The 14,706-nt window shown below is 54.1% G+C and carries 12 protein-coding genes; 8 read left to right on the forward strand and 4 right to left on the reverse strand.

Annotation, left to right across the window (positions count from 1 at the left end; genetic code table 11):
* Positions 1 to 37: 37 nt before the first annotated feature.
* The 5 genes from Q0K02_RS02360 to Q0K02_RS02380 all read left to right on the forward strand — a co-directional run bounded on the left by Q0K02_RS02360 (position 38) and on the right by Q0K02_RS02380 (position 5,918).
* A complete protein-coding gene (locus Q0K02_RS02360; RefSeq protein ID WP_294484728.1) occupies positions 38 to 922 on the forward strand; it encodes a ParB/RepB/Spo0J family partition protein in 885 nt (294 codons plus the stop codon).
* Between the two features lie 117 nt (positions 923 to 1,039).
* Positions 1,040 to 2,008: a protein rep gene (locus tag Q0K02_RS02365; RefSeq protein WP_294484730.1), complete on the forward strand. Its 969-nt coding sequence runs from the start codon at positions 1,040 to 1,042 to the stop codon at positions 2,006 to 2,008.
* A gap of 1,520 nt (positions 2,009 to 3,528) precedes the next feature.
* On the forward strand, positions 3,529 to 4,578 hold the full coding sequence (locus tag Q0K02_RS02370) for a hypothetical protein (protein ID WP_294484732.1): 1,050 nt from the start codon (positions 3,529 to 3,531) through the stop codon (positions 4,576 to 4,578).
* Between the two features lie 136 nt (positions 4,579 to 4,714).
* Positions 4,715 to 5,008 (forward strand): DUF1653 domain-containing protein, encoded by a 294-nt coding sequence (locus tag Q0K02_RS02375; protein WP_294484733.1) that lies wholly within the window; start codon positions 4,715 to 4,717, stop codon positions 5,006 to 5,008.
* 364 nt (positions 5,009 to 5,372) lie between these two features.
* Positions 5,373 to 5,918: a GDSL-type esterase/lipase family protein gene (locus tag Q0K02_RS02380; RefSeq protein ID WP_294484735.1), complete on the forward strand. Its 546-nt coding sequence runs from the start codon at positions 5,373 to 5,375 to the stop codon at positions 5,916 to 5,918.
* A gap of 54 nt (positions 5,919 to 5,972) precedes the next feature.
* On the opposite strand, the gene Q0K02_RS02385 is transcribed toward Q0K02_RS02380, so the two are convergent.
* Positions 5,973 to 7,220, reverse strand: coding sequence for an MFS transporter (locus Q0K02_RS02385; protein ID WP_294484737.1), 1,248 nt, complete (start codon positions 7,218 to 7,220; stop codon positions 5,973 to 5,975).
* 1,170 nt (positions 7,221 to 8,390) lie between these two features.
* On the opposite strand from Q0K02_RS02385, the gene Q0K02_RS02390 reads away from it, so the two are divergent.
* From Q0K02_RS02390 to Q0K02_RS02400, 3 genes are all read left to right on the forward strand, one after another.
* The gene (locus tag Q0K02_RS02390; RefSeq protein WP_294484738.1) at positions 8,391 to 9,044 is read left to right on the forward strand and encodes an OmpA family protein; all 654 of its coding nucleotides are present in this window, start codon (positions 8,391 to 8,393) and stop codon (positions 9,042 to 9,044) included.
* Between the two features lie 177 nt (positions 9,045 to 9,221).
* Positions 9,222 to 9,653 (forward strand): YqaA family protein, encoded by a 432-nt coding sequence (locus Q0K02_RS02395; protein ID WP_294484740.1) that lies wholly within the window; start codon positions 9,222 to 9,224, stop codon positions 9,651 to 9,653.
* A gap of 166 nt (positions 9,654 to 9,819) precedes the next feature.
* Complete coding sequence (locus Q0K02_RS02400; protein WP_294484743.1) at positions 9,820 to 10,800, forward strand: P1 family peptidase; 981 nt, start codon at positions 9,820 to 9,822, stop codon at positions 10,798 to 10,800.
* 273 nt (positions 10,801 to 11,073) lie between these two features.
* On the opposite strand, the gene dnaK is transcribed toward Q0K02_RS02400, so the two are convergent.
* From dnaK to Q0K02_RS02415, 3 genes are all read right to left on the reverse strand, one after another.
* Complete coding sequence (dnaK, locus tag Q0K02_RS02405; RefSeq protein WP_294484744.1) at positions 11,074 to 12,975, reverse strand: molecular chaperone DnaK; 1,902 nt, start codon at positions 12,973 to 12,975, stop codon at positions 11,074 to 11,076.
* 530 nt (positions 12,976 to 13,505) lie between these two features.
* Complete coding sequence (gene aroD, locus Q0K02_RS02410; protein ID WP_294484746.1) at positions 13,506 to 14,279, reverse strand: type I 3-dehydroquinate dehydratase; 774 nt, start codon at positions 14,277 to 14,279, stop codon at positions 13,506 to 13,508.
* A 117-nt stretch (positions 14,280 to 14,396) separates the two neighbouring features.
* On the reverse strand, positions 14,397 to 14,645 hold the full coding sequence (locus Q0K02_RS02415; protein ID WP_294484748.1) for a hypothetical protein: 249 nt from the start codon (positions 14,643 to 14,645) through the stop codon (positions 14,397 to 14,399).
* Between the last annotated feature and the right edge of the window lie 61 nt (positions 14,646 to 14,706).

Raw genomic sequence — 14,706 nt, forward strand, 5'->3', positions numbered from 1 at the left:
TATTTTTTTTGTTTAACATTCAACAATGGAGTTAATTATGGCTTCTTTTCAAGATCAAATTAGTGAACTGAGTGATCAAGTTTTTGAAAAACTCAACATCAATACGTTTCCACTTGTTCCCGTAGATGAGAACAGAAGGGAATATGAAGAGAATAAGGAATACGAAATTCCCGTTGACCTTATTTTCGACAACCCATGTGAAATTCGTAAGCACATGGATACGGAAGAGCTTGAGACTCTGAAGAACAGCATCAAAGCCACTGGTCAGAACAGCAGCATTATCCTTACGGAAGCGACTGTCGGAGATAAAGCAAAGCCGGAGCAGTCTGAGAAGCGGATATATCTGATTTCCGGTCAGCGTCGGTTGCGTGCCTGTCGAGAACTTGGATTTAAAACCATCCGGGCCAGATTTATTTATTCCAATCTCAGAAATGTCTGTCTGGAAGATAACATTGCCAGAGCAGATATTCATTACATCGACATGGCCGAGTACATAAATAAGTATCACCTAACGACAAAGTATCTTACTGAGACGCTTCATATATCGAAACAAACGGTTTCAGATTATAGAACGTTGATGAATCTTGATGAAAAAATACGTAACAGCATACGACAAAGACACGATATTCCAAAACGAGACATGCTGATCATTGCAAGAAAGAAGGAGGATAAGCAAATGGAAGCGTTCAATAATTACATGGAAAAAAAGGAAAACAAACCTATGAGACAGAAAAAAGACCCGAAGAGTAAAGCCTATTATGATATCAATAAATTATACATGTATCTATTGAACAATTCTGATCTTGCACAAGAAAATCTTACAGATGTATATGAAGTTGCACAGAAAATTGTAAATTTAATAGAAAAATATAATGAAAATGAATATATAAATTTTGTAAATGGTAATGAAGAAAGCGTATAATATATGGTAATATCTGAGAAGACGGTATATATTTTACCGTCTTCTTAAAAAATAAAATAAGTTAACTTGAAATATATTACATAAATATATCAAGTTTTATATGCAAAAGAGGAAGATATGGCATTTGTAATTCGAAAAAATAGTGAAAATCTTATTGATAAATTGGAAAATGCTGGTCACTTTAGAAGAAGATTTTTAGAAAATTGTTCTTCTTTTATGTATGTTATTAATAAAATAAATGAAAATACAGGTGAAATTACACAAAATCCTATTGGATTTTATAGATGTAAAGACTGTATGTGTCCTATATGTAATGATATTAAATTGTATAAAATTAAGAATGATCTGATTAGTAAGATAGAAAGTATGGATACTTGTAATGCAATATTTTTTACAATTTCACCAAAAAGAGTTGAAATCAGATATATTAAAGATTTAATAAATGTATTAAGAGGAACATTTACAAAAATAAAAAATAATAAATTTTTCAGAAATAGAATTTCAGGATATATTACATGTATAGAATTTGGAAGTATTACTGATAAAAACTATATTCATATACATATGCATTGTGTATTAGCCATGTCAAATAGTGTAAAAGGTAGAAATTTTATAAAAAATACTGATTTTAATAGTATAGTATGTGATATATTTGATAGCATTGCGTCTAAGTTAAAATTTACGCCATATATGGTAAATAAAATAATATATGAAGTTTCTTGTGAAGAAAATTACATACCAGTTCAAACTAATATACAGTCAATTACAAGCATAAGTAAAATAATTCAAAAGATGAAATATATACTAAAGTCAAAGGATTTAGAAAATCTTATATTATCATTAAATAGAAGCTCTTTAACTTCGTTTATAAGTCAAATTGTAAATATGAAATATGTAACTAGAGGCGGAATATTTAGCAAAAGTAATACTAAACATAATATATCTTCTGCTGACTTCGCAGCAGAGTATAAAAATTGTTATTTACTTAATAGATTAGATACAGAAAAATATATTCAAAAAAATAAGGAAAAATTTCTTCTGTGGAAGAGTGCGGATACTTTTTATTCAGAAATTGGAGAAGTCTGAGTCATAGTATCGACAGATTGATCTCCATAAAAAGTCTCCGACTCAGAGTTACATGAAACTGTACATGCATTATATAATAACATATTGAAATATATGTGTTTATAGTCGATTTTAAAAGATAAATTTGTGATCAGAAGTTTCTATACTATTAAATAAGGTTGCCCTCTGGCATTTACGATGCCCTATATCCCCATGCCGAATGGTATGGGGAATTTTTTAACTGAGCGACAGGTGCCCTCCTCCCATGCGTCCATTGGATGCGTTTTTCAGGGGAAGAAGACGTGGAAAAAACGGGAAAAAGATCATGTCCCTTTGACTCTTGTTGATTTTTACATAACTAGTTGAAATTATTTATTTTTTGTATAAACGACGGGGATGTATGAAAAGATGTATTCTCCATAAGCAAACTACAGTATTTTATATAAATATCAATATGTTATCTTGTCAGTTCAAATCCCTCTCTCGAATGTAACCCGTTGATTCATCAACGGGTTTTTTCTTTTAATCACAGCTCATTCGTCATGGAAGCATCTTCCGGATGCGTTTCAGGCACAGGCCGTGAACGACCTCGAGCACTGCATCCTCCCGAAACGTCTTCTCCCTCCCGGCACCTTTTTGAAGTACCAGCCCAGCTGTTATCATTATTCCGGCATCGGGCATGTGGGAACAACGCCTGTTCCCTCCTGGTAAAACGAAAGCTGTCGCGCTCTGGATGGAATGAAAAATTTCTCCAACGCGCTCCGGCTCTCTGTAACTGCCTGAGCCTGCGCTGTCCCCATGGAACAATCATCGACATGGAGATGACAACAGTCCGGCCCTCCTCCCCCCCGAATATAATAGGTTCCCACGAAGCAGAGAGCATCCCGGTTCATGCCCGATAATGCAAAAATGTTTCTCCTGCATCAGCATCTTTCCCATGTCTGCGGCCTTCTTTCCCGGCATGGATGATTTACTCGGCATGAAAAACAGATTACGCTGAGTACAGTTTTCCATAACTTCCGTTTACCGCCGCTCCTGCGCGCCGTCTGGAAAATGCCATGCGCTACAAGCTCTTCCTCTTTCATGCCGACATGTTCAGCACCGCCATCATGCACGTTCTGCAGGAAGGGCGCGATAAAAACGGCTGGCTCAAACACCTGCTTCCTTTCCCTGCCGCTGCCTCTGCTGCGGAACTGGCCGAACAGCTCCGGTCCGTGACGCCGTCATCCGGCGCCCTGTATGCTTCCGCCCGTGAAAACGTATGGGAATGGCGCACGGAACACGGCACGCTCTGGAAACTCACTTCTCAAAGAATCAACACGCAGGAAGAGCTGCCGCCTGAACACGGGCATCTTCTGACCATCCGGCTGGACTGGCATTTCGCCTCCAGACTCATTCCCGCCGTTCTCGACTTTGCCTGCCGTCACAACTTTTATCTGGCGGATGTTCAAAGACCTGATCCTTTTCTCTGGAGTCCGAACAGGCTCGGACACACCGAGATCTTTCAGTGCCGCGAGCGCTCCCGCGAACTTGTAGCGACATTGGAAAAACGCATGACAGGTTTGCGAAACATCGTAAAAATCGCAGACTGGACCATCCCTCTGGACATGAGAGAAGAAAAAAGGATGCACGGTTATGCGGCGTATGCAGTCGTGCTGTCGAGCAGAAAGGCGTGCGCCCCGCGGGACCTGGGCAAAAAGGCCGAAGAGCTCTGCACCATTCTTAAAGAAACGCTGAGAGCTGACGAACGCCTCATGTTTCATGACCGTTTTTTCTGGGTGAACTCGGAAAAAGGAGGATATGAAACCGCCTTCTGCCTTGAAGGCTACGGTAAGAATCCTTCCATGACGGCACACATGGATGCGCCTGAAGACGACTATCGACAAGATCTTCCCGGGAGCACGACCATCGAACCTCTCCGCCGCCTTGGAGCGCTGAAGCTGAAACGCAGAGCGCAGGAATTTTTTCCTGAAAACCCGAATGATTCCCCCATTGCGCGCCGTATGATGCTCCGCGACATGGTCTTCCGTTTTCCCGATCCCGGGATGCGTCTTGCCGCCAGCATCCACATGGAAAAACAATGCAGAGTCATGGGAAACCGCCTTCGCTACGATGTCGGCGGCAGATATGAGGGCGCCGTATTCGGACTGGAAGATATTCCTTACGATGCCTTGCTGGACACAAAAGAACATACCGGCACGCTTTATGTGGAAAGCAGCCTCTTCAACCTGCTGCTGCCCGCCATTGACGCTCATGTCCCCGGAGGCATTGAAGTCTATTCTTCCCTCAATATGCTGAGTCCCGTGCAGTGCGGACTGATTGCCAGGGAACTTAAACGGCTTTCATGGCTGGCAAAGCATGAACCGGATTCCCCGGAGATGGAGGAATACCTCAAAGATGTCTGGATCAAAGCTCTCGCGCCTTCAGAGGAGTGGACAGACGAAAACACTGGTCCGGAGGCGGAAAAAGCCTGTCTGCTCAAATATCGCAGGAACTTCTGTTCCTTCCTTTCCTTTATGATCGACTGGTTTTCCGCCAGGGACGACAGCGTGACCACACAGGACGAAGCCGTGAATATCTTCGGGCTGTAAAAACATTCTGCCAAAGCTGCCTCCAAAGCCGGATACGCCGCTTTTGCCGTTGCCGATTGCCCTCGGGCAATGCTATCCAGCATCCGCAGTCTTTTATGCTTCATTCGCCTTTTACGCTTCTTTTCAGGAGAGCATCATGGCAGAACACATCGAGCGCAAGCCCTTCAAAGCAGGCGACATCGTTCAGCATTTCAAGCATGAACGCTACCCCGCCGACTCTCCCATGTACACCTACAGGATTCTTGGATACGCCACGCATTCCGAAACCAGAGAAACTCTCGTCCTCTATGAGGCGCTCTACGATATGAACTCCGAGGATACGCTCAAAGTCTTTGCAAGGCCGCTCGACATGTTCATGTCCAAAGTGGACAAGGAGAAGTATCCCGACATCCGGCAGGAATACCGATTTGAGCTTCTGAGCAGGGGATGATGGCGCATGCCTGCTTTGCCGGTCGAACGCAAAACACATGCCTGCGACGTTGAAGAACGTGCTATCTTCACATCTGCATGGGATCGCCCGTCTGAAAAATCAGACGGAGCTTTTCATTCCGCTCATCTTCCCTGATCCCAGCCCGTTCTTGTGCGTATCCGTTCCAAGGCTGAATGAAGAGAGAGGCTTCGTTTTGCGGCGGCTCCGACGCTTCTCCTCTGAAAAGATGGAGCGCACTGAAAGATGGAACTCCGGCAGAAACGCTTCATCGCTCATGACTTCCATGTGTGAGGAGACTTGCAGAGAGGCAAAAACAACTTCATGCTGACGGCAGCATACCGTCACCCACCTTCGAGGCAACATCATGAATATTCTTTGCATAGGCGACAGCCTTACCTACGGTTACGGCGTCGGACGTTCGGAAACGTGGTGCGCGCTGGCCTCGCAGCTTACGGGGCATGAGTTCATCAACAAGGGCGTCAACGGCGCGACCACCGGAGAAATGGCGGAACAGCCGCTCTACGGCGACGAAGTCCTCGTCATGGGAGGCCTCAACAATTTTTTCATGGGCATGCCCGTTTCCGTGCCGCTTGCGGACATTCGCAGCCTATGCAAGCGCGCGGCAGACATGGGAATCCGGCCCGTGGTGGGGATTCCCATGCAGATTTCGCAGGATGTTTCGGAAGCCTGGTGTGAAGGCCCCATAGATATGGATATCGTGCGCTCCGCCTACGCCGAATTTGCCTGCGCCCTTCAGCAGCAGTGCCTGTGCGACGGCACGGAATATCTCGACTTTCGTCCCGTCGTCGGCCCTGACGATCTTTCCTTTGACGGCATTCACCTCAACAGACGCGGCCATAAGCACATGGCAGACGCCGTTGCCGCGCACTGGAACGCCCGAAAAAAATAACGGCGCACAAGTTCTGACGGCACGGGTTCTTTCGCCGCCCGCCGCCTCGAACGTCTATTCCGAGCGCCCCGCACCGGTCGGCTTCAATGTTCCGGCAAAGGAAGGCAGAAGTCTTGTTGCCGCAATGAAGACGGCAAGCCCCACGCACGGAGCCGCGGCAAGCGCGAGAAAGGCCGCGCTGTAGCTGACATGATGAGCAAAAAGTCCGCCGTAGGTATTGCTCAGCGAAGCGCCGACGCCCTGAACGGTAAGCACCATGCCGAGGCCCATATTGATATGCCCGCTGCCCTGAAGCAGACGCGCGACAATGCCCGGCGTAGCCACCCCCAGAAGACCGGCGCCGACGCCGTCAAGCATCTGCACGGGAATGATGTTCCACGGGCTTTCCCACAATCCGGCAATGCATCCGCGAATCGGAAGCGCCAGCAGCGCCAGAAGAAAAAGCCAGCCGTAACCTTTTTTCTGGGCGACTTTTGCGCCCCAGAGCGCCATGCCTATCATGGTGGCCTGCGCCAGCACCACGGTTCCCGCCGTGTAGGCCGCGCCGTTCACACTGAACCTGGCCACGGCGGACTGCCCCAGAAGAGGCAGCAGCGCCGCATTGCCGAGATGAAAGAAAAACAGCGTGACGGCTACGGCAAGCAGACCTTTATCCACAAAGAGCAGACGAAAATTCCGCGCGGGCCGCTCCCTGCTCGGCGAATCCGAAGGTTCAAGACCGCGCGCGGCGGCATAGTCGATATGGTCGGGATTGATGCGGGCCAGACTGAACACGGCCAGCGCGCCCATGACCGCCATCACGAAGAACACGCCGGGAATGCCGAAAAAATACCCTACCGTTCCTCCGAGCACGGCGGTCGAGGCGTTGCCGGCATGGCTCCAGGCTTCGTTTCGGCCGAGCCTGGCGGGAAGTCCCTTCTGCCCCACCATGCCCAGCGTGATGCCGGTAAGCGCGGGAGCAATGGCCGCCGCCGCGATGCTTTGAAGAATGCGGGAGAAACCGGCGGCCGCCGCGCCGCTCTGCACAAAGACCAGTCCGCAGCCCGCCACGATGAGACATACGCTTGCCGCAATGAGTCTGCGCTTGTGCCGCGTGTGATCGGCCAGCGCCCCGAGCGGCGTGATGCAGAACAGTTCGGCCAGCCCTCCCGCGGTCATGACAAAGCCGATTTCATCGGGCGTCCAGTTCTGTTCCTGCAAATAGACGCCGAGAAAAGGTCCCAGACCGTCGCGCACGTCGGCAAGAGCAAAGCAGAGTAAGGAGAGAAATATCAGCGATCCTTGTTTCGACGTGTTGGACATCTATTGCCTCTTTTTACCTAACAGCATGAATTTTCAAAAAATTTTTTACAGTTCTAGCAATGCGCATGAAAAAGTCAACCACTGCCTGTTCACGGCATGAAGACGGTGCCGCTCCATGAAAAGATCCCGACGCATGACCGAAAGAGCAACCATGCCGTGGATGATACATAAAACAACGACTGCCTGCTGACGACAGGAAAACGCATTGTTTGAGCTCATGCTATCAAAAGAACGATGACGCCCGTCCGGAACAGAACTTTCTCCTGGTCAGGCATTTCTGCATGACTTTTTTCTTTTTTCCAACCCCTCTGACATTCTTCAGCAGATACGGAACATTAAACAGAAAACCAGCCTGTCCGGGATAGTCGGCAGGCTGGTCGTGCAGAGGAAAACAAAAAGAGGAGGGTATGGAAGGTTTCGGGTCATGGGTCTCGGCATGACCGTCCACGCTTTTTTTCTAGTCAAAAGACGAAAAAAGGTCACGTTTCAAACTCTTTCTCCGTGTTTCGCTACCTTGCGCAGCGTCCCGAGCTCCGATTCCAGCGACGCCGCGCTCAACATGACGAGCCCCGACGTCCGCGTCTTTTCAGGGCGACGCCTGCTTCGCCGACAGCCGAATGATCCGCCGATCCTTGAAAAGCGTTGAGCAGCTCTTCCGGCGACAGCGCTTCCGTCTTTAAACACAACACCGGTCTGATCGGAGGAGGTCTCGACCAGACCGGCACACAGGAGGAAAGCAGACACACGAGAATATGCAAAGGTTTTCCAGGGGGAAGAGGCAACCTGCATGCTATTTTTATAGCACGGCTGCCCGAAAAGTCATGTTTCAAACTCTTTCCGACGGCTGAAACACTTTGAAAGGCTTTCGGAAGAACTTCCGGCACGCCGTTTCTTCATGCTTTTTCAGATGCGCTCCGTTCTCCGGCCATGCACAAATGAAGTTATCCATGGAAATTCCATAACTTTTTTCTTCTTCCTTTCCGCATGACGGGCAACACGCTCCCCTCGGGCTCTTCAAGCGCATGCAGACCGCGTGTTTGCCTTTTGCCATGGTCGCGGCTATTCTTTTCGCGAACTTGCGCTTTTCCAACGTGTTTCCGCTCCGTTGCCGAAAACACGCCCGGCGAAACGCGCATCCTTCATCCCAGAAAAGCAAGGAAGGAATACTCCATGAAAAAACTCTGCACGCTCGGACTCATTGCCACGCTGCTGCTCGGCAGCGGCTGCGCCATGCAAAGCAACACCGGCAGAGGCGCCGCCTACGGAACCGCCGGAGGCGCAGCCGCCGGAGCCATTCTCGGTCAGATCATCGGCGGCAACACCAAGTCCACGCTCATCGGCACGGCCGCAGGCGCCGTCATCGGCGGCCTTGCGGGAACCGGCGTCGGAGCCATGATGGACAAACAGGAAAACGACATGCGTCAGGCGCTGGCCGATTCCGAAGCCGTGGCCGTTCAGCGCGAAGGCAACGCCCTTGCCCTCACCTTCAAGAGCGACTTCACCTTCGACGTGAACTCTTCCAGCATCCGTCCCGGCCTCTACTCCGAGCTCGACCGCGTGGCGCAGGTGCTCTCCGCCTACCCGCAGACCACCATTCTCATTGCCGGACACACCGACAGCACCGGTTCCGACGCCTACAATCAGCAGCTTTCCGAACGCCGCGCCCAGAGCGTGAAAAACGCCCTCGTTCAGCGCGGCATTGCGGCAGGCAGAATTCAGGCCGTGGGCTACGGAGAAAGTTCTCCCATCGCCGACAACAGCACGGAATACGGCCGTCAGCAGAACCGCCGCGTCGAAGTGCGCATCAATCCGGTGCAGCAGTAAGACCGGCATACGGCGCGACGTCAGCTGGTCGCCCCGCCGTATGCGTCAGTTTCGCGGAGCGTCCGCCCGGGCGCTCCGCAGCCCTTTCTCTGCCCTTCGCCCTTGTGCCGTCGCTTGGAAGACGCTCCTTTCCGGCGTTTTCGATTCCGGCCTTCGACGTTCTTTTCCGGCCCTTCCATGACGGAATACCTTCTCATGTTCTTCGTGGCCTTCATTTCCGCCACGCTGCTCCCCGCCCAGTCGGAAGCGCTGCTTGTGGCGCTTGTGGCCGAGGGAACACACTCGCCCTGGCTGCTTGTGGCCACGGCCGCCGCGGGCAACACGCTCGGCGCGGCGGTCAACTGGCTGCTCGGTCTTTTTGCCCAGAAATTCAGGAACAAACGCTGGTTTCCCGTGAAGGAATCCGCCCTTCTCCGCGCCGAGGCGTGGTATCACAAATATGGACGCTGGTCGCTGCTCATGAGCTGGCTGCCGCTCGTCGGCGACGCGCTTACCGTGGCGGCGGGCGTTCTGCGGGAGCCCTTCCGCTCTTTTCTGCCCATCACCCTTACGGGCAAGCTGCTGCGCTACGTGGTGCTGGTCGGCATGTATCTCATGGTCTGCGAGTAAATGCTGCCTGCTCCGCCGCAAGCGCCTTCACGAAAGCAGTCTGCGCCTTCCGAAAAAAACGCGACGGACGCTTCCGTTCCCGACGCCCGCAGACGCGCAGCTCTTTACGACGCCCGCAGGCCCCTCGGTCTTGTCCGACGCGCCGAATGCTGTTCAAGGAGAACTCATGAAATCTTTTCTGACGGAAATACCGCTGAGCGACATTCCCGGATTTTTTATCGGACACGCTCAGGACGAGAAAGGCATGACGGGCTGCACCGTGGTGCTTGCCGAAACCGACATGGCTGCGGGCCTCGACGTGCGCGGCGGCGGCCCTGCGTCCCGCGAAACGGAGCTGCTCTCTCCCGTGGCCGCCTGCGAACGCATTCACGCCGTGCTGCTTGCCGGCGGCAGCGCCTTCGGACTGCGCGCGGCGGACGGCGTCATGCGCTTTCTGGAAGAGCGCGGCCGGGGCTTCGACACCGGTTTCGCCCGCGTTCCGCTGGTGTGCGCCTCCTGCCTGTACGATCTCGGCATAGGCGACGCTTCGGCAAGGCCCGATGCCGACATGGCCTATCATGCCTGCCTCGACGCCGCCGGAAACCGCCCCGCGTGCGGCAACGTCGGCGCGGGCGCAGGCTGCACCGTGGGCAAGCTCAACGGCGCGGGATGCATGATGAAATCCGGCCTCGGCGGCTATGCCGCGCGCATCGGAGAGGTCATGGTGGGGGCCGTGGTGGCGGTCAACGCGCTGGGCGACGTGTTCGACATCGACACGGGAAAGCGCCTCGCCGGCATGCTCTCGCCGGACAAAAGGAGCTTTGCAGACAGTGAACGGGAACTGCTGCGCACCTGCGCCGAACGCGCGGACAATCTCTTCACCGGCAACACCACCATCGGCTGCGTGCTCACCAATGCAGCATTCGACAAGACCCGGCTGAAAAAAATTGCCGCCATGGCGCATAACGGTCTTGCCAGAACCATACGTCCGGTTCACACCTCCGCCGACGGCGACAGCATCTACGCGCTCTCGTCGGGGCGCGTGCGCGCCCATCAGGACGCCGTGGGCACGCTGGCCGCCTACGTCATGGGAAAAGCCGTCAACGCGGCCGTGCGCTGCGCCGTCGGCACGGCAGACTGCCCTGCCGCGCGCGATCTTTCGTTCTAACGCGCGGCCCCTTTCCCGGCGACACAGCAGCGCGCCGCAAACGCGCTCCGGCCCGAGACCTGCCCCCTCTTTCAGGCACAAAAAAACGCCTTTTTCCCGTTGCGGACATGCCGTTCGGAGAAAAGGGCGTTTTCATTATGGCGCGCGCATGCCGCGCGTGGGAGGAGGGGCGGCTGCGGTGCTGCCGAGCGCGTGCCGCCCGAAGAAAAGAGGAAAGCCCCCGTCCGGGAGGGACGGGGGCCTGAGATCGGTGTTCAGACAAAAACCGAGAGCTTACTTCACTTCGGTGAAGTCGGCGTCAACGACGTCGTCGTCCTTCTTGCCGCCGTTCGGCTGAGCCTGCTGGCCGGCCTGAGCGCCCTGCTGCTGAGCCTGAGCGTTCTTGTAGAGCATTTCAGCCAGCTTGTGGGAAGCCTGCGAGAGGTCGTCGGAAGCCTTCTTGATGGCATCGGTGTCGGAGCCTTCCATGGCCTTCTTGAGCACTTCGGTCTTGCTTTCCACGTCGGACTTGACCGCAGGATCAACCTTGTCGCCGAGATCCTTGAGGGACTTTTCGGTGGCGTAGATCAGGGCGTCGGCCTGGTTGCGGGCCTCGATGTTTTCCTGCTTCTTCTTGTCTTCCGCGGCGTTGGCTTCAGCTTCGCGCACCAGCTTGTTGATCTCTTCTTCGCTGAGGCCGGAAGAAGACTTGATCTGGATGGACTGTTCCTTGCCGGTGCCGAGATCCTTGGCGGACACGTTCACGATGCCGTTGGCGTCAATGTCGAAGGTAACTTCAATCTGCGGCACGCCGCGGGGAGCGGCGGGAATGCCGGTGAGCTGGAAGTTGCCCAGAGTCATGTTGTCGGCCGCCATCGGGCGTTCGCCCTGCAGAACATGAATGTCCACGGCAGGCTGGTTGTCCGCAGCGGTGGAGAAGGTCTGACTCTTGCGGGTAGGAATGGTGGTGTTGCGGTCGATCAGCTTGGTGAACACGCCGCCCATGGTTTCAATGCCGAGGGAAAGCGGAGTCACGTCGAGCAGCAGCACGTCCTTGACGTCGCCGGTGAGAATGGCACCCTGAATGGAAGCGCCCATGGCCACCACTTCATCGGGGTTCACGGAACGGTTGGGATCCTTGCCGAAGAATTCGCCGACCTTCTTCTGCACCAGAGGCATACGGGTCATGCCGCCGACCAGAACCACTTCGTCGATGTCGGAAGCGGAGAGACCGGCGTCGGCAAGAGCCTTGCGGCAGGGTTCGATGGAGCGTTCCACCAGATCCATGACCATCTGTTCGAGCTTGGCGCGGGTGAGGGTCATCATGAGATGCTTGGGGCCGGTGGCGTCAGCCGTGATGAAGGGCAGGTTGATCTGGGTTTCCAGGGAGTTGGAGAGTTCCTTCTTGGCGTTTTCAGCCGCTTCCTTCAGACGCTGCAGAGCCATGCGGTCCTGCGACAGATCAATGCCGTACTGACCCTTGAATTCATCCACCATGTAGCGGATGATGCGCTGGTCGAAGTCTTCGCCGCCGAGGAAGGTATCGCCGTTGGTGGCGCGCACTTCCACGACGTTGTCGCCGACTTCGAGGATGGAGATATCAAAGGTGCCGCCGCCGAGGTCGTACACGGCGATCTTTTCATTGGCCTTGCGGTCGAAGCCGTACGCCAGAGAAGCGGCGGTAGGCTCGTTGATGATACGCTTGACTTCAAGACCGGCGATCTTGCCGGCGTCCTTGGTGGCCTGACGCTGAGCGTCGTTGAAGTAGGCAGGCACCGTGATGACGGCTTCGGTCACAGGTTCGCCGAGGTAGGCTTCGGCGTCCTTCTTGAGCTGGCCGAGAATGACGGCGGAAATTTCCTGAGGGCTGTAGTCATGCCCGTCCACGCGCACGGCGGCGTCGCCGTTGGCGGAAGCCACGATGGCGTAGGGAGCGTGCTGCATCCAGTGCTGCACTTCAGGAGAATCGGCGCGACGGCCCATCAGACGCTTGACGGCGAAAATGGTGCGGTCGGGGTTGGTGACAGCCTGACGCTTGGCGGTTTCGCCCACCAGACGTTCCTTATCGGTAAAAGCGACGATGGACGGAGTGGTCCGGCCGCCATTGGGATTGGAGATGCACTTGGGCTCCTTGCCTTCCATCACATAAACGCAGCTGTTGGTGGTGCCAAGGTCGATACCAATAATCTTGCCCATACTATATTTCCTCCTCAGATATTGCACATGTTGGGGAAGAGCCCGCCCGGAGGGCTGAACTCTTACATGCAATAGGTAATTCCGTTTTGCGGTCCGTCTAGGGGGGAAGGAAAAATTTTTTTGAAAATTGTCGATTTCGGTCGAACGGCCGGAGACGAGCGCGCCGTCTGCACGAAAGACGCGGGGCCCGCCTGCGCCTCGTGTTGCCCGCAGGCCCGCAGAACGCGCGCCCGACCCGACCCGCGTTCTGGGCAGCAGACTGCGTTCCGTTCAGCGCCCTCTGCGGGCCTTTCACGGCTTCACCCGCATCTGTTGGACAAAAAGAACCGCCTCTCCCGACATGCCGGAAAAGACGGTTCTTCTTTATTTAAGGAACTATGGTCAGACGGACGAAGCGCCATGCTCCCGCGACGATCTGCGCAGGCTCAAGGAACAGCGCCATGCTCCCGCCGGGGACGCCGCATGTTTTCTGCAAAGATGCAGGCAACACCAAGGCTCAGTCATCGGCAGCGCCGGAGCGCCTTTGCGCCCTATGCGCCGCCGCAGGCCTCATCGAGCGCGCGCAGCACACAATCGAGGGAGGATACGTCCATCTGCCCCGGAGCGCTGGCGCTTTTCGCCGCGCCGAAGGTGGCGGCGCTGCCGAAGCTCTGTCCGCACACGCGGCTCACCACGCCGAGCGGCCCCATGCTCATGGTCACGACCGGCTGATGCGCCCTTCGCGACGCCTCTTCCGTGGCGGCGAGCAGAGAGAGCACGTCGGCCCTGCTCTGCGGCATGACCGCGATTTTAAGAATGTCGGCTCCAAGCTCGTCCTGCATGAAGAGCAGACGACGCACCATTTCCTCCCTGGGAGGCGTGGCGGAAAAGTCGTGATTGCTCGCCACCACGGGAATCCCGCAGGCATGGGCCCGGGCAATGATCTCTCTGGAGCGGCCGGAACGGAAAAAGGCTTCCACGTCCAGCGCGTCGATCTGGCCGCTTTCGCAAAGCTTCACGCAGAGCGAGGCATAACCCTCGTCGCTTACCGGGCAGCAGCCGCCCTCGTCCGTGGTGCGGAACGTGGCCAGAAGCGGCACGGTCAGCGCCTGCCGAAGCGCAAAGAGCGTCTCAAGCACGGCCGACTCATCCACGCCGGAAGATCCGCAGAACATATCCACCCGCCATTCGGCCATATCGGCGGGAAGAGAGGAAAGCCGCTCCGCCTCCCCGCACAGACCGGACAGGTCGGAAGAGGTGAGCGGAACAATGATGCAGGGGCGCCCCCTGCCTACGGCAAGACGACCTATGTGAACGATATTCATGACATTCCCGAAGTTGCGAGTGATCCGCGCGAGACAAAAGACCGCGCACGAGCGCGAAAAAACACGCGTCGTACGGCCTCTTTCTGCACTGCGGAACGAAAAACGCGCCCTGTTCAATCAGATCCAGGGGTCGTTGTCCGCCTCGTCAAGGAACTTGTAGGAACGCACATAGATGCGGCGCTGATCTTCTTCCATGACATTGCACAGCAATTCCACGGGAGATCCGACCATTTCTGCCAGATCCGCCCCCGCTCCGCGGGGAAAGATAGGCCATTCCTGTTCTTCTTCATCAAGAAGTGCAACGCGGCAGGGGCCGCCTTCAAGGGGAGAAACTGTACCTCTGAGCGTGACCGAAGCGGAACTCATGCAAAAAGCCCTCAAAACATCAAAAAATCACTGGTCCAACGGACCTCAAGGCCCGGCAGCG

Origin of the sequence: uncultured Mailhella sp. (assembly GCF_944324995.1) — a bacterium.
Lineage (GTDB): Bacteria > Desulfobacterota > Desulfovibrionia > Desulfovibrionales > Desulfovibrionaceae > Mailhella.